General features: G+C 57.8%; 24 protein-coding genes and 1 pseudogene. 22 read left to right on the top strand and 3 right to left on the bottom strand.

What is annotated here, in order from left to right:
• Positions 1–8 precede the first annotated feature (8 nt).
• Positions 9–590 carry a Maf family protein gene (locus AC6I79_RS11815; RefSeq protein ID WP_193751874.1) on the bottom strand — a complete coding sequence of 194 codons (582 nt, stop codon included), beginning with the start codon at positions 588–590 and terminating at the stop codon, positions 9–11.
• A gap of 143 nt (positions 591–733) precedes the next feature.
• Here AC6I79_RS11815 and yceD point away from each other — a divergent pair, with 143 nt between their 5' ends.
• The 22 genes from yceD (at position 734) to AC6I79_RS11705 (ending at position 19,436) form a co-directional block, all read left to right on the top strand.
• Positions 734–1,255, top strand: coding sequence for a 23S rRNA accumulation protein YceD (gene yceD / locus AC6I79_RS11810; RefSeq protein ID WP_159378274.1), 522 nt, complete (start codon positions 734–736; stop codon positions 1,253–1,255).
• Between the two features lie 14 nt (positions 1,256–1,269).
• On the top strand, positions 1,270–1,440 hold the full coding sequence (gene rpmF / locus AC6I79_RS11805; RefSeq protein ID WP_016192161.1) for a 50S ribosomal protein L32: 171 nt from the start codon (positions 1,270–1,272) through the stop codon (positions 1,438–1,440).
• Positions 1,441–1,467: 27 nt separating this feature from the next.
• Entirely contained in the window at positions 1,468–2,508 is a 1,041-nt protein-coding gene (gene plsX, locus AC6I79_RS11800) for a phosphate acyltransferase PlsX (RefSeq protein ID WP_058759470.1), read from the top strand.
• On the top strand, positions 2,509–3,462 hold the full coding sequence (locus tag AC6I79_RS11795) for a beta-ketoacyl-ACP synthase III (protein ID WP_021506407.1): 954 nt from the start codon (positions 2,509–2,511) through the stop codon (positions 3,460–3,462).
• A gap of 16 nt (positions 3,463–3,478) precedes the next feature.
• Positions 3,479–4,411, top strand: coding sequence for an ACP S-malonyltransferase (gene fabD, locus AC6I79_RS11790; protein WP_058775428.1), 933 nt, complete (start codon positions 3,479–3,481; stop codon positions 4,409–4,411).
• Positions 4,412–4,421: 10 nt separating this feature from the next.
• Complete coding sequence (gene fabG / locus AC6I79_RS11785; protein ID WP_021506405.1) at positions 4,422–5,156, top strand: 3-oxoacyl-ACP reductase FabG; 735 nt, start codon at positions 4,422–4,424, stop codon at positions 5,154–5,156.
• A gap of 153 nt (positions 5,157–5,309) precedes the next feature.
• Positions 5,310–5,546 carry an acyl carrier protein gene (gene acpP, locus AC6I79_RS11780; protein ID WP_010617251.1) on the top strand — a complete coding sequence of 79 codons (237 nt, stop codon included), beginning with the start codon at positions 5,310–5,312 and terminating at the stop codon, positions 5,544–5,546.
• Positions 5,547–5,631: 85 nt separating this feature from the next.
• Positions 5,632–6,873 carry a beta-ketoacyl-ACP synthase II gene (gene fabF, locus AC6I79_RS11775; RefSeq protein ID WP_058769628.1) on the top strand — a complete coding sequence of 414 codons (1,242 nt, stop codon included), beginning with the start codon at positions 5,632–5,634 and terminating at the stop codon, positions 6,871–6,873.
• Between the two features lie 123 nt (positions 6,874–6,996).
• Entirely contained in the window at positions 6,997–7,809 is an 813-nt protein-coding gene (gene pabC / locus AC6I79_RS11770; RefSeq protein WP_159378273.1) for an aminodeoxychorismate lyase, read from the top strand.
• Positions 7,806–8,825 (top strand): endolytic transglycosylase MltG, encoded by a 1,020-nt coding sequence (mltG, locus tag AC6I79_RS11765; RefSeq protein WP_159378272.1) that lies wholly within the window; start codon positions 7,806–7,808, stop codon positions 8,823–8,825. Before pabC ends, mltG begins: the two co-directional genes overlap by 4 nt.
• Positions 8,815–9,450, top strand: coding sequence for a dTMP kinase (tmk, locus tag AC6I79_RS11760; RefSeq protein ID WP_159378271.1), 636 nt, complete (start codon positions 8,815–8,817; stop codon positions 9,448–9,450). The genes mltG and tmk overlap by 11 nt, the downstream gene beginning before the upstream one ends.
• Positions 9,447–10,436: a DNA polymerase III subunit delta' gene (gene holB, locus AC6I79_RS11755; RefSeq protein ID WP_159378270.1), complete on the top strand. Its 990-nt coding sequence runs from the start codon at positions 9,447–9,449 to the stop codon at positions 10,434–10,436. The genes tmk and holB overlap by 4 nt, the downstream gene beginning before the upstream one ends.
• A gap of 17 nt (positions 10,437–10,453) precedes the next feature.
• On the top strand, positions 10,454–11,245 hold the full coding sequence (locus tag AC6I79_RS11750) for a metal-dependent hydrolase (RefSeq protein WP_021506399.1): 792 nt from the start codon (positions 10,454–10,456) through the stop codon (positions 11,243–11,245).
• A gap of 286 nt (positions 11,246–11,531) precedes the next feature.
• Positions 11,532–12,965 (top strand): PTS glucose transporter subunit IIBC, encoded by a 1,434-nt coding sequence (gene ptsG, locus AC6I79_RS11745; RefSeq protein ID WP_021506398.1) that lies wholly within the window; start codon positions 11,532–11,534, stop codon positions 12,963–12,965.
• A gap of 333 nt (positions 12,966–13,298) precedes the next feature.
• Positions 13,299–13,649: a purine nucleoside phosphoramidase gene (gene hinT, locus AC6I79_RS11740; protein ID WP_021506397.1), complete on the top strand. Its 351-nt coding sequence runs from the start codon at positions 13,299–13,301 to the stop codon at positions 13,647–13,649.
• 18 nt (positions 13,650–13,667) lie between these two features.
• Positions 13,668–14,033, top strand: coding sequence for a YcfL family putative periplasmic lipoprotein (locus tag AC6I79_RS11735; protein WP_021506396.1), 366 nt, complete (start codon positions 13,668–13,670; stop codon positions 14,031–14,033).
• Positions 14,034–14,043: 10 nt separating this feature from the next.
• Positions 14,044–14,640, top strand: a complete 597-nt coding sequence (gene lpoB / locus AC6I79_RS11730; RefSeq protein WP_498027304.1) for a penicillin-binding protein activator LpoB — start codon at positions 14,044–14,046, stop codon at positions 14,638–14,640.
• Complete coding sequence (gene thiK, locus AC6I79_RS11725; protein WP_498027303.1) at positions 14,627–15,442, top strand: thiamine kinase; 816 nt, start codon at positions 14,627–14,629, stop codon at positions 15,440–15,442. The genes lpoB and thiK overlap by 14 nt, the downstream gene beginning before the upstream one ends.
• A 15-nt stretch (positions 15,443–15,457) precedes the next feature.
• On the top strand, positions 15,458–16,501 hold the full coding sequence (gene nagZ, locus AC6I79_RS11720; protein WP_498027302.1) for a beta-N-acetylhexosaminidase: 1,044 nt from the start codon (positions 15,458–15,460) through the stop codon (positions 16,499–16,501).
• A gap of 39 nt (positions 16,502–16,540) precedes the next feature.
• On the top strand, positions 16,541–17,083 hold the full coding sequence (gene ycfP / locus AC6I79_RS11715; RefSeq protein WP_021506392.1) for an alpha/beta hydrolase YcfP: 543 nt from the start codon (positions 16,541–16,543) through the stop codon (positions 17,081–17,083).
• Between the two features lie 211 nt (positions 17,084–17,294).
• Entirely contained in the window at positions 17,295–18,599 is a 1,305-nt protein-coding gene (locus AC6I79_RS11710; protein WP_498027301.1) for an NAD(P)/FAD-dependent oxidoreductase, read from the top strand.
• Between the two features lie 294 nt (positions 18,600–18,893).
• Positions 18,894–19,436: a glycine zipper 2TM domain-containing protein gene (locus tag AC6I79_RS11705; protein ID WP_031279257.1), complete on the top strand. Its 543-nt coding sequence runs from the start codon at positions 18,894–18,896 to the stop codon at positions 19,434–19,436.
• Between the two features lie 178 nt (positions 19,437–19,614).
• Here AC6I79_RS11705 and AC6I79_RS11700 read toward each other — a convergent pair whose 3' ends face one another.
• Together AC6I79_RS11700 and AC6I79_RS11695 are read right to left on the bottom strand one after the other, a co-directional pair.
• A complete protein-coding gene (locus tag AC6I79_RS11700) occupies positions 19,615–20,043 on the bottom strand; it encodes a hypothetical protein (protein ID WP_498027300.1) in 429 nt (142 codons plus the stop codon).
• Positions 20,040–20,740 (bottom strand): annotated as a pseudogene (locus AC6I79_RS11695) (hypothetical protein). The gene AC6I79_RS11700 and the pseudogene AC6I79_RS11695 overlap by 4 nt, the downstream one beginning before the upstream one ends.
• Positions 20,741–20,825: the final 85 nt, after the last annotated feature.

The raw sequence follows: 20,825 nt of genomic DNA, 5'->3' as shown, positions 1-20,825 counted from the left end.
GCGTGGCATCAGCCCAGCGGATTGATGCCCGCCTGCCTTAACAGGCCATTCAGCGCGATCAGCGGTAAGCCAATCAGGCTATTGGGATCGCGCCCTTCCAGCCGTTCGAACAGACAAATCCCCAGTCCCTCACTTTTGAAACTGCCGGCGCACTGCAGCGGCTGCTCCAGCTCGACGTAGCGCGCGATCTCAGCCGTGCTCAGTTGCCGAAAATGCACGGTAAAGGGTTCACACAGCACATGCTGCTGCGCGCTGGCGGGGTGAATCAGCGCCAGGCCGGTATAAAAGGTAATGGCTTTACCGCTCGCCAGCGCCAGCTGCTGGCAGGCGTTCTCTGCGGTATGCGGCTTGCCGGCGATGCGGCCGTCCAGTACACAGACCTGATCGGACCCAATGATCCAGTGCGCAGGATAGCGCGCGGCCAGCGCCTGCGCTTTGGCGATGGCCAGCCGCTGCACCAGCTGCGGCGCGGCTTCTCCCGGCAGCGGCGTTTCATCGCTTTCAGGGGCGGCAGTGATAAACGGCAGGCCGAGCTTGCGCAGCAGCGCCTGACGGAAAGGAGAGGTTGAGGCTAAAACCAGCGGTGTCATCATTTTTTTGCAGAAGTGATAGCGTAAAGATGACAGGCATTTTAAACTATGCGCCGCACTGGATGCGACTAACGGGTGAAAGATGCTGTAAACCGGCCTTTTTCTTTGACTCTATGACGTTACAAAGTTAATATGCGCGCCCTATGCAAAAGGTAAAATTACCCCTGACGCTCGATCCGGTCCGCGCCGCGCAAAAACGCCTGGATTATCACGGTGTTTACGCACCTGAATTGGTGGCGCGCCTGGCCGAAACGGTCGTGAGTGTGGACAGTGATGTGGAATGTGCCATGTCGTTTGCGGTTGACAACCAGCGCCTCGCGGTTCTGCAAGGAACAGCCGATGTGCAGGTAACGTTGTTATGTCAACGCTGCAACCAACCGTTCCCGCATGCTGTGCACGTAAGCTATTGCTTCAGTCCTGCCTCTTCTGATGAGCAGGCCGAGGCACTGCCGGAAGCCTACGAGCCGGTCGATGTCAACGATTTCGGTGAAATCGACCTGCTGGCGGTGATCGAAGATGAACTCATCCTCGCGCTGCCGGTCGTTCCGGTGCATGATTCTGAACACTGTGAAGTGTCCGACGCGGACATGGTCTTTGGCCAGCTGCCTGAAGAGGCGGAAAAACCAAACCCATTTGCCGTATTAGCCAGTTTAAAGCGTAAGTAATAGGAGTAAGGTCCATGGCCGTACAACAGAATAAACCAACCCGTTCTAAGCGTGGTATGCGTCGTTCGCACGATGCGCTGACCACTACCACTCTGTCAGTAGATAAAGTTTCTGGTGAAACTCATCTGCGTCACCATATCACTGCGGATGGTTACTACCGCGGTCGCAAGGTTATCACCAAGTAATTCTTTGCGGTTACGCAAGGCGATACCTTGACACGTTTGACCCTGGCAGTTGATGCCATGGGCGGGGACTTCGGTCCCTGCGTGACAGTGCCTGCAGCCTTGCAGGCACTGGCCTCTCATTCGCAGCTGGTTCTTCTTCTGGTCGGCGATCCCGACATCATCTCGTCATTTCTTGCCAAAGCGGATTCCTCGTTACTGGGGCGTGTGCAGGTAATCCCTGCCGAATCGGTTATTGCAAGTGATGCCAAACCCTCGCAGGCGATTCGTAACAGCCGCGGCAGCTCCATGCGCGTGGCGTTAGAGCTGGTGAAAGAGGGGAAAGCGCAGGCGTGCGTCAGTGCCGGCAATACCGGTGCGCTGATGGGCCTGGCAAAATTATTACTGAAGCCGCTGGATGGCATTGAGCGTCCGGCGTTGATGACCGTGCTGCCGCATCAGCAGCACGGCAAGACGGTGGTGCTGGATCTGGGCGCTAACGTCGATTCCGACAGTGAAATGCTGGTGCAGTTTGCAGTGATGGGTGCGGTGATGGCGGAAGAAGTGCTGGAAATCAGCCAGCCGCGCGTCGCGCTGCTCAACATCGGTCAGGAAGAGACGAAGGGGCTGGAGACGATCCGCGCCGCATCGGCGGTGCTGCGGGCCTCGCCGCAGATCAACTATATTGGTTACCTTGAGGGGAACGATCTCCTCACCGGCAAGACGGATGTGCTGGTCTGTGATGGCTTCGTGGGTAATGTCACGTTGAAGACCATGGAAGGCGTGGTAAGAATGTTTCTTTCTCTGCTCAAATCGTCAGGCGAAGGAAAAAAACGGGCCTGGTGGCTGAAATGGCTGGGACGCTGGATCCAAAAGCGTCTGGCTAAACGTTTCGGTCATCTCAACCCCGACCAGTACAATGGCGCTTGTCTGTTAGGATTGCGCGGGACAGTGATCAAGAGCCACGGCGCGGCGAATCAACGCGCGTTTGCCGTGGCGATAGAACAGGCAGAGCAGGCGGTGCGCAAGCAAGTTCCCGAGAGAATTGCCGCGCGCCTTGACGCTGTATTAGCCAGGAGTGACAAAGCGTAGATGTTTACCAAAATTATCGGTACGGGCAGCTATTTGCCTGAGCAGGTTCGCAGCAACGCGGACCTGGAAAAAATGGTGGAGACTTCGGACGAGTGGATTGTCACCCGGACCGGTATTCGTGAACGTCGCATTGCGGCACCGGATGAAACGGTAGCCAGCATGGGCTTCACCGCTGCCCAGCGTGCGCTGGAGATGGCGGGCGTGGCAGCCAGCGACGTTGGCCTGATCATCGTGGCAACCACCTCGTCCAGCCACGCCTTCCCGAGCTCAGCGTGCATGATTCAGCAGATGCTGGAAATCAACGACTGCGCCGCCTTCGATCTCGCCGCAGCCTGTGCCGGTTTTACCTATGCACTGAGCGTGGCCGATCAATACATCAAAAACGGTGCGGTGAAGCACGCGCTGGTGATCGGCGCGGATGTGCTGGCTCGCACCCTCGATCCTGACGATCGCGGCACCATCATCCTGTTTGGTGATGGCGCGGGTGCCGTGGTGCTCGGCGCAAGCGAAGAAGCGGGCATTCTCTCCACGCATCTGCATGCCGATGGCCGCTACGGTAAGCTGCTGACGCTGCCGTACCAGGATCGCGCGCATCAGGATGAGCCGGCTTACCTCACCATGGCCGGCAACGAAGTGTTTAAGGTCGCGGTCACTGAGCTGGCGCATATCGTCGATGAAACGCTGCAGGCGAATAATCTCGATCGTGAACAGCTTGACTGGCTGGTGCCGCATCAGGCCAACCTGCGCATCATCAGCGCCACCGCCAAAAAGCTCGGCATGGGCATGGATAAAGTGGTGGTGACGCTGGATCGACACGGCAACACCTCGGCAGCGTCGGTGCCAAGCGCGCTGGACGAAGCGGTACGTGATGGCCGCATCAAGCCCGGACACCTGATTTTGCTCGAGGCCTTTGGTGGCGGTTTCACCTGGGGCTCGGCGCTGGTTCGCTTTTGATTGACAGGAACGCAAGATGACGCAAATTGCTTTTGTTTTCCCGGGACAGGGATCGCAGACCGTCGGCATGCTGGCCGATCTGGCAGCGGAAAATCCACAGGTTGAAGCCACTTTCCGTGAAGCTTCTGACGCGCTGGGTTACGACTTATGGCAGCTGGTCCAGCAGGGCCCGGCTGAAGAGCTGAACAAAACCTGGCAGACCCAGCCGGCGCTGCTGGCAGCCTCGGTCGCGATTTATCGCGTCTGGCAGAGCAAAAATGGCGCGCAGCCCGCGCTGATGGCCGGACACAGCCTCGGTGAATACTCTGCGCTGGTGTGTGCGGGCGTACTGAATTTTGCTGACGCCATCAAGCTGGTTGAACTGCGCGGCAAACTGATGCAGGAAGCGGTGCCGGAAGGCACGGGCGCCATGCAGGCGATTATCGGTCTCGACGACGCGGCAATTCGCAAAGCCTGTGAAGAGAGCGCGCAGGGCCAGGTGGTTTCGCCGGTCAACTTCAACTCGCCGGGCCAGGTGGTGATCGCCGGCAATAAAGAAGCGGTAGAACGTGCCGGTGCCGCCTGTAAAGCCGCAGGCGCCAAACGCGCGCTGCCGTTGCCGGTCAGCGTGCCGTCGCACTGTGCGCTGATGAAGCCGGCCGCTGATAAGCTGGCGGTGGCGCTGGAAAGCGTGACCTTCAATGCACCTTCGGTGCCGGTGGTGAATAACGTTGACGTTAAATGCGAAAGCGACGCTGCAGCAATCCGCAGCGCGCTGGTGCGTCAGCTTTACAGCCCGGTACGCTGGACTGAGGCGGTTGAGTTTATCGCTGCGCAGGGCGTGACCGTACTGCTGGAAATCGGCCCGGGTAAAGTGCTGACCGGCCTGACCAAACGAATTGTGGACAGCCTGACGGCTGCAGCGGTGAACGATCCGTCGTCACTGGCTGCGGCGCCTGGCCAGGAATAAGAGGAAAATCATGAGCTTTGAAGGTAAAGTAGCGCTGGTGACCGGCGCCAGCCGCGGTATCGGACGTGCCATCGCGGAAACGCTGGCGGCACGCGGTGCAAAAGTGGTGGGTACTGCCACCAGCGAAAGCGGCGCGGAAGCCATCAGTGCTTACCTCGGCGACAAGGGCAAAGGTCTGCTGCTGAACGTGACCGATGCGGCCTCTATTGAGAGCGTGCTCGAGAAAGTTCGCGCCGAATTTGGCGAAGTTGACATTTTGGTCAATAATGCAGGCATTACGCGTGACAATCTGCTGATGCGCATGAAAGACGATGAGTGGGCGGATATCCTCGATACCAACCTGACATCGGTGTTCCGCCTGTCGAAGGCGGTCATGCGTGCCATGATGAAAAAGCGCGTGGGCCGTATCATTACCATCGGTTCGGTAGTTGGAACCATGGGTAACGCGGGTCAGGCAAACTATGCTGCAGCAAAAGCAGGTTTGATTGGCTTTAGCAAATCACTGGCGCGAGAAGTTGCGTCACGTGGCATTACCGTAAACGTCGTGGCTCCGGGCTTTATTGAGACGGACATGACGCGTGCACTGAACGAAGATCAGCGCTCGGGCATTCTGGCAGAAGTGCCGGCAGGTCGTTTAGGCGACCCGCAGGAGATTGCCAATGCTGTTGCATTCTTAGCCTCTGACGAAGCCGCCTACATCACGGGTGAGACGCTGCACGTCAATGGCGGCATGTACATGGTCTGATAATCACGAAATCATTTGCATTATCTGCGGTAAACACCGCAGAATAACGCAAAATCGTGGTTCGACCAGCCGGGATTTTGTTGCATCTTTTTCAACATTTTATACACTACGAAAACCATCGCGAAAGCGAGTTTTGATAGGAAATTAAATAGTATGAGCGATATCGAACAACGCGTTAAGAAAATCGTAGCTGAGCAGCTGGGCGTTAAAGAAGACGAAGTGGTTAACGGCGCTTCTTTCGTTGAAGACCTGGGTGCAGATTCTCTTGACACCGTTGAGCTGGTAATGGCTCTGGAAGAAGAGTTTGATACTGAAATTCCAGACGAAGAAGCTGAGAAAATCACTACCGTTCAGGCAGCGATCGACTATATCAATAACCATAAAGGTTAATGAATATCTTCAGGCGGTCATTCGACCGCCTGAGTTTTATGTTTGCCCCACATAGCGTCATTATTTCCCTCCCTGGAGGACGAACGTGTCTAAGCGTCGTGTAGTTGTGACCGGTCTTGGCATGTTGTCTCCTGTCGGCAATACCGTAGAGTCTACCTGGCGTGCTCTCCTTGCCGGTCAGAGCGGCATTAACCTGATCGACCATTTTGATACCAGTGCCTACGCAACGCGTTTTGCGGGTCTGGTGAAAGATTTTAACTGCGATGAATACATCTCGCGCAAAGATCAACGCAAGATGGATGACTTCATCCAGTACGGCATTGTGGCCGGTATTCAGGCTATGGCGGACTCCGGTCTGGTCGTAACCGACGAGAATGCCGGACGCATCGGTGCGGCTATCGGTTCCGGCATCGGCGGTCTGGGTTTGATCGAAGATAACCATACCTCGCTGGTCAATGGCGGTCCGCGCAAAATCAGCCCATTCTTTGTGCCTTCAACCATCGTTAACATGGTCGCTGGCCACCTGACCATTATGTACGGCCTGAAAGGCCCGAGCATCTCGATTGCGACCGCCTGTACCTCCGGCGTGCACAATATTGGTCATGCGGCGCGCATCATCGCGTATAACGACGCGGATGTGATGCTGGCCGGCGGTGCTGAGAAAGCCAGTACGCCACTGGGCGTAGGCGGTTTCGGCGCGGCGCGTGCGCTCTCTACCCGTAACGATAATCCGCAGGCGGCGAGCCGTCCGTGGGATAAAGATCGTGACGGTTTCGTGCTGGGCGACGGTGCCGGTATCGTGGTGCTGGAAGAGTACGAACACGCGAAAAAACGCGGTGCGAAGATTTATGCGGAAATCGTTGGTTTCGGCATGAGCAGCGACGCTTACCACATGACATCACCACCGGAAGACGGTTCAGGTGCAGCCGCAGCGATGGTCAACGCGCTGCGTGATGCGCAGCTGGACCCGGCGCAGATTGGCTATGTTAACGCGCACGGCACCTCAACGCCGGCCGGTGACAAAGCCGAAGCGCAGGCGGTGAAGTCGGTGTTTGGTGCGGCCGCGCACAGCGTAATGGTCAGCTCGACCAAATCGATGACCGGTCACCTGCTGGGTGCAGCGGGCGCGGTAGAAGCGATTTATTCGATTCTGGCGCTGCGCGACCAGGCGGTTCCGCCGACCATCAACCTCGACAATCCTGACGAAGGTTGCGATCTGGATTTCGTGCCGCACACGGCGCGCCAGGTCAGCGGACTGGAGTACACGCTGTGTAACTCCTTCGGTTTCGGCGGCACCAACGGCTCGCTGATCTTCCGCAAGGTTTAAGCGCTATCCAGCCGAACAGAGGCCCGCAATGCGGGCCTTTTTTATATTTTGTCACGCAGTGGCGTGGAATGTTACGCGCCACAGTGCTATTCAACGCTGACGCCAGCGGCAGAGGAGAAGCGCATGTGGATTAACGGAGTGGCACAGGACACCCTTTCTGCCCGCGACCGCGCGGTGCAGTTTGGTGACGGCTGTTTCACCACGGCGGCAGTCAGAGAGGGCCGTATCCAGCTGCTGGAGGCGCATCTGCAGCGTCTGCAGGACGGCTGCCAGCGTTTGCTGATGGCCGCGCCGGATCGCGCCTTACTGGCGGAAGAGATGCGCCGCGCGGCGGCGGGCCAGCGCGAAGCGGTGCTCAAAGTGATCCTGACGCCCGGCGCGGGCGGACGCGGCTACAGTCGCGCCGGCTGCACACAACCCACGCGTATCATCGCGCTCGCCCCCTGGCCACAGCACTACGCCACGCTGCAGCAGCAGGGCGCGCGGCTGGTGACCAGCCCGGTGCGGCTGGCGCAGAACCCGCTGCTGGCCGGCATCAAACATCTCAACCGGCTGGAGCAGGTGCTGATTCGCCAGCAGCTGGATGCGTGCGACGCAGACGAAGCGCTGGTGCTTGACACCGCCGGGACGGTAGTGGAATGCTGTGCGGCCAATTTATTCTGGCGCAGCGGTGAGGCCATTTTCACGCCGCGCCTCGCGCTGGCTGGCGTTGATGGCATCATGCGTCGTTATCTGCTGGCACAGCTGGCACAGGCCGGTTACGACTGCCAGCAGGTGGAGGCCAGCCGATCGGCGGTGTTAAGCGCCGATGAAGTGGTGATCTGTAACGCGCTGATGCCAGTATTACCCGTGCGGCAAATTGACGATGTCACCTTTTCCGCACGCACGCTGTACCAGCAACTGCTCGCCAGTTGCCAGACGATGGAAGCATCATGACCCGAATGAAAAAAATAGTTGCCGGCGCCGTAGTCATCGCTGGTCTGGCTGCCGCATTTAGCTATTGGCAGATTGAACGCTTTGCCGCGACGCCATTAACCATTCACCAGGAAACCCTGTATACCCTGCCGGCCGGCAGCGGTCGCGTGGTGCTGGAAGCGCAGCTGGAGAGCCAGCACATCATTCCGCAAAGCATCTGGTTTGGCCCGTTGCTGAAGCTGGAGCCCGATCTGGCTAACTTCAAAGCCGGGACGTATCGCCTTGAGACCGGCATGACGGTGCGCCAGCTACTGCAGTTGCTGGCCAGCGGCAAAGAGGCGCAATTTCCGCTGCGCTTTGTCGAGGGTTCCCGGCTGAAAGAGTGGCTGGCTGAGCTGCGTAAAGCCCCATACCTTAAACACACGCTGCCGGATGATGAATTTGCCAGCGTTGCGGCCGCGCTTAAGCTTGATGTCAGCCAGCTGGAAGGCGGTTTCTATCCGGATACCTATCTGTATACTGCCAACACCAGCGATGTGGCACTGCTGGAGCGGGCGCACACGCGCATGAACAAGCTGGTGGATGAGATCTGGCAGGGGCGGATGGCCAGTCTGCCGTATAAAACACCGCAGCAGATGGTCACCATGGCGTCGATTATCGAAAAAGAGACCGGCGTCAGCGAAGAGCGCGCGCGCGTTGCTTCGGTGTTCATCAATCGCCTGCGCACCGGTATGAAACTGCAGACCGATCCCACGGTGATCTACGGAATGGGCGACAGTTATACCGGTACGCTGACGCGCAAGGATCTTGAGATGCCGACCGCGTACAATACCTATACCATCAGCGGCCTGCCGCCGGGACCGATTGCCATGCCGGGGCGCGCCTCGCTGGAAGCGGCGGCCCATCCGGAGAAGACCAATTACCTCTATTTCGTCGCGGATGGCAAAGGCGGTCACACCTTTACCACCAATCTGGCCAGTCATAATAAAGCCGTGCAGGTTTACCGGCTGGCGATGAAGGAAAAAAATGAAAAGTAAGTTTATCGTCATCGAAGGGCTGGAAGGCGCCGGCAAAACCACCGCGCGTGAGGCGGTGGTTGCGGTCCTGCATGAGCAGGGCATTGAAGACGTGGTCTTTACCCGTGAGCCGGGCGGCACGCCTTTGGCCGAACAGCTGCGCGTGCTGGTGAAACAGGGCATTGATGGCGAACAGGTGAGTGATAAAGCCGAGCTGCTGATGCTGTATGCCGCGCGGGTGCAGCTGGTTGAAAACGTCATTAAACCGGCGCTGGCACGCGGTGCCTGGGTGGTGGGCGATCGTCACGATCTTTCGTCGCAGGCGTATCAGGGCGGTGGTCGCGGGCTCGATACCCAGCTGATGACCACGCTGCGCGATGCGGTGCTGGGCGATTTTCGTCCCGACCTGACGCTCTATCTCGACGTCACGCCGGAGATTGGCCTGCAGCGTGCCCGGGCGCGCGGCGAACTGGATCGCATTGAGCAGGAGTCGCTGAACTTTTTTACCCGCACGCGCGAACGCTACCAGGCGCTGGCCGCTGCCGATCCAACCATCAAAACCATCGATGCGACACAGCCGATTGAGAATGTGACAACGTCACTTAAAGCTGTGCTGCGTCAGTGGCTGGCAGGTCACGCGGCATGAACTGGTATCCGTGGCTGAACCAGCCGTACCGACAGATCATTGCCCGCCATCAGAGTGGACAGGCACATCATGCGCTGCTGATTCAGGCCATCGACGGCATGGGCGACGATGCGCTGGTGTGGGGCGTCAGCCGCTGGCTGATGTGTCAGCAGCTGCAGGGACTGAAAAGCTGCGGCCAGTGTCACGGCTGCCAGCTGATGCAGGCACACACCCATCCGGACTGGTATCGGCTGGAAGCGGAAAAGGGGAAAGCCTCACTCGGCATTGATGCGGTTCGCGACGTCAGTGAGAAGCTGTACCATTTTGCCCAGCAGGGTGGCGCGAAAATTGTCTGGCTGCCGGATGCGACGCAACTGACCGAAGCCGCCGCCAACGCGCTCCTGAAAACGCTGGAAGAGCCGCCCGCCAACTGCTGGTTTTTCCTCAGCGTGCGCGAGCCGTCGCGACTGCTGGCCACGCTGCGCAGCCGCTGCATGACATGGCATCTGTCGCCGCCGGAAGAGACGCACAGCCTGCAATGGCTGCAGAAACAGCAGCCGCAGCCTGAAGCGATACTGCGCGCGGCGCTGCGTCTGAGCAACGGGGCACCGGCTGCGGCGCTGGCCTTGTTACAGCCGGACCGCTGGCAGGCACGGCAAACGCTGTGCGACAGCCTGAACAGCGCACTGAGCGGCGATATTCTGCAGCTGTTGCCGGCGCTCAACAGCGACGATGTGGCGGTTCGCCTCGGCTGGCTGCTTTCGCTGCTGGTGGATGCGATGAAGGTGCAGCAGGGCGCCAGCAACTGGCTGAGTAATGGTGATCGCCCGGACATGGTGACGCAGCTGGCGCAGCAGTTCAGCAGCAGCGCGCTGAATGCGAGCGTGCAGCAGTGGCTGCAGTGTCGCGAGCAGCTGCTGCACGTGGCGGCGCTTAATCGTGAACTGATTCTGACCGACCGTCTGCTTGCCTGGGGACGTTTGCTGTCTCCCGCGACGGTCGGCTAAGGGTAAAAGAGAAATTTATGTTTATTGTTGATTCGCACTGCCATCTTGATGGCCTTGATTATGAAACCCAGCACCGCGATCTGGATGACGTGATTGCCAAAGCGGCGGCGCGGGATGTGAAATTCATGCTGGCGATTGCCACCACGCTGCCGGATTACTACAAAATCAAACAGCTGGTCGGCGATCGTGACAACATCGCGCTGGCCTGCGGCGTGCATCCGCTCAATCAGGAAACGCCGTATGACGTGGAAGAGTTTCGCCGTCTGGCGGCGGAAGAGCAGGTGATTGCACTGGGCGAAACCGGGCTGGATTATTTTTACCAGCAGGAGACTAAAGCGCAGCAGCAGGCCTCGTTCCGTGAGCACATCCGCACCGGCATTGCGCTGAATAAGCCAATTATTGTGCACACCCGCGATGCGCGCGAAGACACGCTGGCCATTCTGCGTGAAGAGCAGGTAGAGCGGTGCGGCGGCGTGCTGCACTGTTTCACCGAAGACAAAGAGACGGCGGCGCAGCTGCTGGATCTTGGGTTCTACATCTCCTTCTCCGGCATTGTGACCTTCCGTAACGCTGAACAAATCCGCGAAGCAGCGCGCTATGTACCGCTGGATCGCATTCTGGTTGAAACCGATTCACCCTATCTGGCCCCGGTACCGCATCGCGGCAAAGAAAACCAGCCTGCCTTCACCCGCGACGTGGCTGAGTATATGGCCGTGGTGAAGGGCGTCGATCTTGCGACCCTGGCGGCCGCCACCACGGAAAACTTCTCCCGCCTGTTTAAGGTGCCGATGAGCCGACTCGGCGGCTAACGCGCTTTATTTCAAACTCTGTAATTAATCTGAAATCACTCATCTGCGCTGCGTATTTCGCGGCGCAGGCAGTGATTTATTGCTGTTTATAGCAGCAAGTCAGTAAGAAATGACTGAAATTTCAGCGCTGTGTTTGGTGAAACGTGATAGCCGTCAAAGTAACGTGTCGTCATTTATTTTACCCTTCGTAATAAATCAAAAGACGCTCAGCGTCACCCCGGCTAAGGATCCTCCCCCTTTGCCATGCGCACTGCGCTAAAAAATGCACTCATACTCAGGAGCTTCTATGTTCAAGAACGCATTTGCGAACCTGCAAAAGGTAGGTAAATCGCTGATGTTGCCGGTATCGGTTCTGCCGATTGCCGGTATTTTGTTAGGTGTTGGTTCTGCTAACTTCAGCTGGCTGCCGGAAGTGGTTTCCCACGTGATGGCCGAAGCGGGTGGATCAGTGTTTGCTAACATGCCGCTGATCTTTGCGATTGGTGTGGCACTGGGCTTTACCAATAACGACGGCGTGTCGGCGCTGGCCGCCGTGGTCGCTTACGGCATTATGGTGAAAACCCTGGCTGTGGTCGCGCCGCTGGTGCTGCATCTGCCGGCGGCCGAGATCGAAGCCAAACACCTCGCCGATACCGGGGTGCTGGGCGGCATTATTGCCGGTTCGATTGCGGCCTACATGTTCAACCGCTTCTACCGTATCAAGCTGCCGGAATACCTCGGCTTCTTCGCCGGTAAGCGCTTTGTGCCGATCATTTCCGGTCTGACCGCGATTTTCACCGGTGTGGTGCTGTCCTTCATCTGGCCACCTATTGGTACCGCGATTCAGGACTTCTCCCAGTGGGCGGCCTATCAGAACCCGGTGGTGGCGTTCGGTATTTACGGTGTGGTTGAGCGTGCGCTGGTGCCCTTTGGTCTGCATCACATCTGGAACGTTCCTTTCCAGATGCAGATTGGTGAATTCACCAACGCGGCTGGTCAGGTCTTCCACGGTGACATTCCGCGCTACATGGCGGGTGACCCGACTGCCGGTAAATTGTCTGGCGGCTTCCTGTTCAAGATGTACGGTCTGCCGGCTGCGGCTATCGCCATCTGGCATTCTGCTAAACCTGAAAACCGCGCCAAAGTGGGCGGTATCATGATCTCCGCTGCGCTGACCTCGTTCCTGACCGGTATCACCGAGCCGATCGAGTTCTCATTCATGTTCGTGGCACCGATCCTGTACGTGATCCACGCTATCCTGGCGGGCCTGGCGTTCCCAATCTGTATTCTGCTGGGCATGCGTGATGGCACCAGCTTCTCACACGGTCTGATCGACTTCATCGTGCTGAGCGGCAACAGCAGCAAAATCTGGCTGTTCCCGATTGTCGGTATCATCTACGGTCTGGTGTACTACACCGTGTTCCGCGTGCTGATCGCAAAACTGAATCTGAAAACCCCGGGTCGTGAAGACACGGCGATGGAGCAGAGCAGCGCGACCGGCAGTGAAATGGCGGGCAAGCTGGTCACTGCGTTCGGTGGCAAAGAGAACATCACTAACCTTGATGCCTGTATTACCCGTCTGCGCGTCAGCGTGGCGGACGTAGCGAAGGTGGATCAGGCTGAACTGAAAAACCTCGGCGCGCGTGGTGTGGTGGTGGCCGGTTCCGGTGTGCAGGCGATTTTCGGCACCAAGTCCGATAACCTGAAAACCGAGATGGATGATTATATCCGCAGTATGTAAGTAACATGACGGCAGGCCGGGCCGGTGCGGTGAAGCGGCGTCAGATCGTAAAGACGCCAAAACCATCCCTGGGGCTCGGCCCGCGACATCCCTGTCGCGGGACGCTTTACTCCTCTGCCGTCGCTTCACCGCACTGCAACTTCGGTGCGACAAAACCCCTCATCCGAGGGGTTTTTTATTTTACCGCCGCCAGACTCCACCCGCCGTGCCGCGCCAGCGTGAAAAAGTGATGCAAAGGCAGCCATTTAATGAAGAAAAGTGGTCCTGAGGTTGAAAGAAACGGAATTCCTCACGCATACTGCCTGACTGAACTCAGGCTTAAGGAACTGCACCATGGCTGAAGAAACCATTTTCAGTAAAATCATTCGTCGCGAAATTCCCGCCGACGTGGTTTATCAGGACGAACTGGTCACCGCCTTCCGCGATATCGCGCCCAAAGCGCCTACCCATATACTGATTGTCCCCAATGTACTGATTCCGACCGCCAACGATGTGCAGGCGGCGCATGAGCAGGCGCTGGGCCGCATGGTGACCGCCGCCGCAAAAATTGCCCGTGATGAAGGCATCGCCGAGGATGGCTATCGCCTGATCATCAACTGCAACCGTCACGGTGGGCAGGAGGTTTACCACATTCATATGCACCTGGTCGGCGGACAGCCGCTGGGCCCGATGCTGGCCATCTAACCTCAGGCGGACCTTGTGATGCGTCAATGGCTGAGCGGCTTGCTGTTGCTGACCCTGGTGGGCTGCAGCAGCGATAAGCCGATGATCAACACCTCCCAGTCGCTGGTGATGGAGTCTGCCGTACTGTCGGCGGGCATCATCACCGATGAGCCCGCGCTGACCAGCCGCGACGGCCAGCAGCGCGCCGCCAGCGTGCTGCAAAATCTGCGTGAAACGCCGGTCACCGTGCACTATCGTTTCTACTGGTACGATGACAAAGGGCTGGAGATTGAGCCGCAGGAGCCGGCGCAGACTCAAACCGTACCGGCGCACGGCAGCGTAGAAGTGGCCTCGCAAATGGGTAACCCGACCGCCAGCAAGGTGCGTCTCTATCTTTATCTTTGAGGAGTAACCTGTGATTCGCAGTGTACAACGTTCCGGCGCGCTACTGTTTGCGCTGATGCTCACCGGTTGTGTGGTGAAACAACAAACCCCGGCACCGGTTGAACCGACGCAGCCGACCTCGCCAACCCAGCCAGAGCAACCGCCCACGCAGCCGGTGCCGCCGCCGCAAACTGTGCCGCAGCCGCCGAAGCTGAAAACCATCAACTGGAACGCCAGCGTCCAGCCGTTAGTCGCCAACATGGTGCAGTCGGCGGGCGTCAATCCGGGCAGCGTGCTGCTGGTGGATCGCATCAAAAACAGCACCAACGGCTCGCTGCAAACGGAAAAAGCCACGGCAGCGATTGAGAACGCGCTGGCCAATAACGGCAAGTTCAGCCTGGTCTCAAACGATCAGCTCAATCAGGCGAAGCAAACGCTCGGCCTGTCGCCAGAGGATAGCCTCAACTCGCGCAGCAAAGCGATTGGCCTGGCGCGCATCGTCAACGCGCAGTATGTGCTGTACAGCAACGCGCAGGGCGATGTGAAAGCCCCTGCGCTGCAGATGCAGCTGATGCTGGTGCAGACCGGCGAAATCATCTGGTCGGGCAACGGCGTTGCACAACCCTGATCCCCGGCTGCAGCATCTGGTTCAGCAACAATGGCCGACGGCGCAAGCTGCCGGTCATTTTTTCGCGCTGCCAGGACTGAGCGGTAACAGCGTGCAGGTACGCAGCGATCAGGGCGATCTGCTGGCGCGCCGGACGCCGCCACAGCCCATCCCGTTTGTCGATCGCCAGCGCGAATACCGCATCCTGCGTCAGCTGCGTGCCACGGCGCTGGCGCCGCAGCCGCTGGCGTGGCAGGCGCCGTGGCTGCTGCAGCGCTGGCTGCCCGGTGAGGTACTGTCGCCGGATCAGTTCAGCGCGCAACGCGCAGCGGTGCTGACGCTGCTGCTGCGCCTGCATCACGAGCCGCTGACCGGTTATCGCTTACGGCTGGCGCCGCTGCTGCAGCGCTACTGGCAGCTGTGTCAGCAGCGACACTGGCGCTGGCAGCGGCGCTTAAACCAGTTGCTGCAGCGCGGCGAACCGTCGCCGCTGCGGCTGGCACCGCTGCACATGGACGTCCACTCTGGCAATCTGATTGCCACGCCGGATGGCCTGCGTTTAATTGACTGGGAATATGCTGCGGATGGCGACGTGGCGCTGGAGCTGGCCGCTGTCGGCGCGGTGGATGGCGCTGAACACGATCACTGGATAACCGACTATGCCGCCGAGGCGCGGCTGTCGGCAACGGCGCTGCGGCGTCAAAGCCGTCGCTGGCAGCCGTGGCTGCAGCTGCTGATGGCCAGCTGGTATCAGCTGCGCGCCGAGCAGAGCCATGACCAAACATTGCAACGGCTGGCGCAGGCCAGCTGGCAGGATCTTTAATTCAGGAACCGAAACATGACGATGACAACGCCCGGACCGCTGATGCTGGACGTCGAAGGCTACGAGCTGGACGCCGAAGAGCGCGAAATTCTGCAACATCCGCTGACAGGCGGACTGATCCTGTTCGCCCGCAACTTCCATGATGTTGCGCAGCTGGCGGAGCTGGTGCGCCAGATTCGCGCGGCGTCGCGCAACCGGCTGCTGGTGGCGGTCGATCAGGAAGGCGGACGCGTGCAGCGCTTCCGCGACGGTTTTACTCAGCTGCCGGCGATGCAATCGTTCGCCGCGATGCACGACATGGCGCGTGCTGGCGAGCTGGCGCAGCAGGCCGGCTGGCAAATGGCGGCGGAGATGATCGCCATGGATATCGATATCAGCTTTGCGCCGGTGCTGGATATCGGCCACATCAGCGCGGCCATCGGCGATCGCGCTTTCCACGCCGATCCGGCGATTGCGCTGCAGATGGCGCGCCAGTTTATCCACGGCATGCACGAAGCCGGCATGAAAACCACCGGCAAGCACTTCCCGGGCCACGGCGCGGTCAGCGCGGATTCGCACAAAGAGACGCCGCGCGACACGCGCGATGCGGCCACGCTGCGCCAGCACGACATGGCAATCTTCCAGCAGCTGATTGATGAGCAGCTGCTGGATGCGGTGATGCCCGCGCATGTTATCTATACTGAAGTGGACCCGCTGCCGGCCAGTGGTTCGCCTTACTGGCTGCAAACGGTGCTGCGGCAGGAGCTGGGCTTCAACGGGGTGATCTTCTCAGACGATCTGTCGATGGAGGGCGCGGCGGTGATGGGCAGCTATGCGGAACGGGCTCAGCAGTCGCTGAATGCCGGCTGCGATATGATCCTGGTGTGCAATCAGCGTGCTGGCGCGGTGAGCGTGCTGGATAATTTGACGCCGATCCAGGCGACGCGCGTCACGCAGTTATACCATCAGGGACGTTTTGACCGTCAGAGTTTGCAGGCCAGCGAGCGCTGGCGGCAAAATCACCGTCAGCTCAGTGACCTGCAGGATCGCTGGCTGGCGCACAAAGCGTCGGGCAGATAATCGCCGCTGCCCGGATCTCACTCCACGCTGAGGATAATCATGATCATCTATCTGCACGGTTTTGATTCCAACAGTCCGGGCAACCATGAAAAGGTGCTGCAGCTGCAGTTTATTGACCCGGACGTCAGACTTATTAGCTACAGCACCCGCCATCCGAAACACGATATGCAGTTTCTGCTGAAAGAGTGCGACAAGCTGCTCCAGCAGGGCAGCGATGCGCATCCGTTGATTTGTGGCGTCGGCCTGGGCGGCTACTGGGCGGAACGCATCGGCTTCCTTTGCGGCATGCGCCAGGCGATATTCAATCCCAACCTGTTTCCTGATGAAAACATGGAAGGCAAGATCGACCGGCCGGAAGAGTATCTTGATATCGCCACCAAATGTGTCAGCAACTTCCGTGAAAAGAACCGCGACCGCTGCCTGACCATTTTGTCACGTCACGATGAAGCGCTGGACAATCAGCGCAGTGCGGCCGCATTGCACCCGTACTACGAAATCGTGTGGGACGAGGAGGCCAGCCACAAATTCAAAAATATCGCCCCGCATCTCCAACGCATCAAAGCGTTCAAAACCCTTGCCTGAGTGCTGCTGCGCCGTGTGATGCGGCGCACAAAACGTGTAACATTCTGATAATGCAGTGCAAAGATTGATGTACATCAATTTTCTTATGTCCGGATGATTATGCCGTGCTATTCTGCCCTCAGCTCGCGATTAAATGTCGCCAACCCTATGTTTATTAAGGTTTTATATAACCATTAATTAACTTTTGGTTTACAACTTTGAGGGGTCTTCATTGACTACAAGTATGGAAAAAATCGTCATCGTCGGTGGCGGTGCCGGAGGGCTGGAGCTGGCAACGCAGCTCGGCCATAAACTCGGCCGCAAACAAAAGGCGGAGATCATCCTGGTCGATCGTAACCACAGCCATCTGTGGAAACCGCTGCTGCATGAAGTGGCGACCGGCTCGATGGATGAAGGTATTGATGCGCTCAGCTATCTGGCGCATGCGCGCAACCACGGTTTCCAGTTCCAGCTGGGTTCGCTGACGCAAATTAATCGCGACACTAAAACCATTGAACTGGCTGAGATCCGCGACGCGGAGGGTGGGCTGCTGGTACCGCAGCGCGAACTGGCGTATGACCGTCTGGTAATGGCGCTGGGCAGCACCTCGAACGATTTCGGCACGCCAGGCGTGAAAGATCACTGCATCTTCCTCGACAACCCGCATCAGGCGCGTCGGTTCCATAATGAGATGCTCAACCTGTTCCTGCGCTTCTCTGCCAGCGAAGGGCAGCTGCAGAAAGTCAATATCGCCATTGTCGGCGGCGGTGCGACCGGCGTCGAGCTGTCGGCAGAACTGTATAACGCAGTGAAACAGCTGCACAGCTACGGCTATAAAGGTCTCGACAGCAGCGCGCTCAACGTTACGCTGGTGGAAGCCGGCGAGCGTATTCTGCCTGCGCTGCCGCCGCGCATCTCCGCAGCGGCGCATCAGGAGCTGAGCAAGCTAGGCGTGCGCGTACTGACGCAAACCATGGTTACCAGCGCAGCAGCCAACGGTCTGAATACCAAAGGGGGCGAATTCATCGAAGCCGATCTGATGGTGTGGGCGGCCGGTATTAAAGCGCCAGACTTCATGAAAGAGATTGGCGGGCTGGAGACTAACCGCATTAATCAGCTGGTGGTCAAAGAGACACTGCAGACCACGCTGGACGACGATATTTACGCCATCGGTGACTGCGCATCCTGCGCGCTGCCAGGCGGCGGATTCGTGCCGCCACGCGCGCAGTCGGCGCACCAGATGGCGTCGCGTGCGCTGGACAACATTCTCGCCCAGCGCAAAGGCAAGCCGCTCAAAGCCTACGTGTATAAAGATCACGGATCGCTGGTGTCGCTATCCCGCTTTAGCACCGTCGGCAGTCTGATGGGGAATCTGATGCGCGGCTCGATGATGGTGGAAGGGCGCATTGCGCGTTTTGTCTACATCTCCTTGTATCGTATGCACCAGATTGCGCTCCATGGATACTTCAAGACCGGTCTGATGATGCTGGTCGGCAGCCTCAACCGCGTGCTGCGTCCGCGTCTCAAACTGCATTAATCGCGGGCGGGCGGCAGCCACCGCCCGCTGCGTGCCCGGCTGCCGTAACCGGCTGATTGCCGTTCAATCAGCGCCAGGTTACGGCGCAATGACACTGCCGCTCAGAACTCTCCTAAAAGCTGGTCCTGCTGGCTTTCCGCTGCGTTTCCTCCATTAATCTGATGTTGCATTTTCGGACCATCTGTAAAACTTATGCCAACGAACACGGCGCGGCGCGCACGCCGGTTATGCCTCGGTAACCCGGGATCGGGTTGCGGCAGGAATGCGCGGTAACAACTTCAGGAGGACATTCCTGTGAATAAATCAATGTTAGCGGGTATTGGAATCGGCGTAGCAGCAGCGTTGGGCGTGGCCGCCGTCGCCAGCATGGATGTGTTTGATCGTGGCCCGCAGTATGCTCAGGTGCTTTCGGCAACGCCAATCAAAGAGAGCATCAAGCAGCCGCGTCAGGAGTGCCGCAACGTTACCCTCACGCACCGTCGTCCGGTGCAGGATGAGAACCGCATCGCCGGTTCCGTACTGGGTGCCGTGGCCGGTGGGGTGATTGGTCACCAGTTCGGCGGTGGCCGCGGCCGGGATATCGCGACCGTAGCCGGTGCGCTGGCAGGCGGCTACGGCGGTAACCAGGTACAGGGTGCGCTGCAGGATCGTGACACATACACCACCAGCGAGCAGCGCTGCAAAACCGTGTACGATAAACAGGAAAAAATGCTGGGTTATGACGTGACCTATAAAATAGGCGACCAGCAGGGCAAAATCCGCATGGAGAATGACCCTGGCACCCGCATCCCGCTCGACCGTAATGGTCAGCTGATCCTGAATTCGAATCAGGCCTGATTGGGCAAAGCTACTTCACAGCAGCAGTAACAAAAAAAGCGCCGCAAGGCGCTTTTTTTACGTTGGTTTTTTTAATTCAGGGTGAAGAAAAGAGATCCGGAGCTTATACCTCATGACGAATTTCATCAGCTATCACCGGTCTGGCTTATTATCTGTTGGCAGGCATGTTATGAGGTAATCAGGTTCGCTTATCTACCATCGAAACGAGAACTGTGCGCGGTTGTTCCTCAATTTCAATCGACACGGTGACAAGCGGATCGACGCCAGTCCAGCAGTCACCTGCAAAACTGCACGCTTCGCTTTGTTTAAAACCCTTTTCTTTCATAAACGCATTAATTTTATCTGCGTTGGTCGCGCCAATAAACCTCAGCTGAAAAATCAGTGCGGGGTTGGGACCTGATACGTTACTGTAATAAAAGCTATAGTTATCAGTAATGCGCGGCATCTTTTTGAGTAAATCAGGCGTATAAAAGTCGTAATCCAGCGTGTCGTGCTCTGTATAATTAGCGTTATCTGCAAACTCCATACGGAGATAATTCAAGCCATAGGCCATACCGACCACACACGCAATTAGAACGCAAAGTAGAATCCTGAGCGATTTTTTCATAGTTTTGATATGCCCTTACCAAAATGGATAAAGCCACGGTCCGGGTCTATAATGCCAACATCTTCTGATGTCCACCGATTATAGGGCGTTACGCTTCGCATGAAGATCGGTAACTGACCAAAGTGAGGTTTGGCGTTAGGGAATTGAATAGGGTCAGGGAAAAGCAGTGGCTTAAAGGTTTCGTTTTTCCAGGAGCCAATTTTTCCATAATGGTCCCAGCGTCTTAATGCATCCGCCTGACTCACTGGTTTCAGGTAGCTGAAAATGCCGCTCATGCATGCCACAACCCGGTAAAAACCCAGGAGATCCGATACAAGGTCTTCGCCACTGAAACCGCTGTCAGTAGCCCAGCTAAAAGGGAAAGAGTTCTGAAGCCCTTCAAACCTGCGCGCCAGCGTCATCATCATGGCAAGAGCTATGCTTTGCTTTTGGTGATATGACAGACCTTTTTTGAGTCGCCAGGTGATTGATTTTCCCACAGTCAGGCGCCTTTTGAGGCCAGCCATTGATTGTTTATAGGTAACGTCATACGTCAGGCCGCTCTGCGCTTCGCCGCACAGCATCTGCGCCCATAACTGTCTGATGTCATTGCCCTGGGCGTGACCGAGATCTATCCAGCCCAATACTTCGTGTAAACCAAGCCGTAAGCACTTCTTTCTGCTTTACTGCCGTCAAGAATATCCTCTCGCCTGCTCATCATTGAGCTCCTTCCATGAATAAATCCTGTGATGCCATCCTTGTGATATCACAGGATCAAGCGGTGATTTAATTGTTTCCGCTAA

It is taken from the genome of gamma proteobacterium symbiont of Scutellera amethystina (assembly GCF_059730845.1).
Note: the sequence above shows the minus strand (reverse complement) of the source record. Positions and strands in the feature narration are given on the sequence as shown.

Excerpts from the sequence above, each read along its gene's own strand:
- AC6I79_RS11815 (WP_193751874.1), bottom strand. The coding sequence starts at position 590 with ATGACACCGCTGGTTTTAGCCTCAACCTCTCCTTTCCGTCAGGCGCTG.
- yceD (WP_159378274.1), top strand. The coding sequence starts at position 734 with ATGCAAAAGGTAAAATTACCCCTGACGCTCGATCCGGTCCGCGCCGCG.
- rpmF (WP_016192161.1), top strand. The coding sequence starts at position 1,270 with ATGGCCGTACAACAGAATAAACCAACCCGTTCTAAGCGTGGTATGCGT.
- AC6I79_RS11795 (WP_021506407.1), top strand. The coding sequence starts at position 2,509 with ATGTTTACCAAAATTATCGGTACGGGCAGCTATTTGCCTGAGCAGGTT.
- fabD (WP_058775428.1), top strand. The coding sequence starts at position 3,479 with ATGACGCAAATTGCTTTTGTTTTCCCGGGACAGGGATCGCAGACCGTC.
- fabG (WP_021506405.1), top strand. The coding sequence starts at position 4,422 with ATGAGCTTTGAAGGTAAAGTAGCGCTGGTGACCGGCGCCAGCCGCGGT.
- acpP (WP_010617251.1), top strand. The coding sequence starts at position 5,310 with ATGAGCGATATCGAACAACGCGTTAAGAAAATCGTAGCTGAGCAGCTG.
- pabC (WP_159378273.1), top strand. The coding sequence starts at position 6,997 with ATGTGGATTAACGGAGTGGCACAGGACACCCTTTCTGCCCGCGACCGC.
- mltG (WP_159378272.1), top strand. The coding sequence starts at position 7,806 with ATGACCCGAATGAAAAAAATAGTTGCCGGCGCCGTAGTCATCGCTGGT.
- tmk (WP_159378271.1), top strand. The coding sequence starts at position 8,815 with ATGAAAAGTAAGTTTATCGTCATCGAAGGGCTGGAAGGCGCCGGCAAA.
- holB (WP_159378270.1), top strand. The coding sequence starts at position 9,447 with ATGAACTGGTATCCGTGGCTGAACCAGCCGTACCGACAGATCATTGCC.
- AC6I79_RS11750 (WP_021506399.1), top strand. The coding sequence starts at position 10,454 with ATGTTTATTGTTGATTCGCACTGCCATCTTGATGGCCTTGATTATGAA.
- ptsG (WP_021506398.1), top strand. The coding sequence starts at position 11,532 with ATGTTCAAGAACGCATTTGCGAACCTGCAAAAGGTAGGTAAATCGCTG.
- hinT (WP_021506397.1), top strand. The coding sequence starts at position 13,299 with ATGGCTGAAGAAACCATTTTCAGTAAAATCATTCGTCGCGAAATTCCC.
- AC6I79_RS11735 (WP_021506396.1), top strand. The coding sequence starts at position 13,668 with ATGCGTCAATGGCTGAGCGGCTTGCTGTTGCTGACCCTGGTGGGCTGC.
- nagZ (WP_498027302.1), top strand. The coding sequence starts at position 15,458 with ATGACGATGACAACGCCCGGACCGCTGATGCTGGACGTCGAAGGCTAC.
- ycfP (WP_021506392.1), top strand. The coding sequence starts at position 16,541 with ATGATCATCTATCTGCACGGTTTTGATTCCAACAGTCCGGGCAACCAT.
- AC6I79_RS11700 (WP_498027300.1), bottom strand. The coding sequence starts at position 20,043 with ATGAAAAAATCGCTCAGGATTCTACTTTGCGTTCTAATTGCGTGTGTG.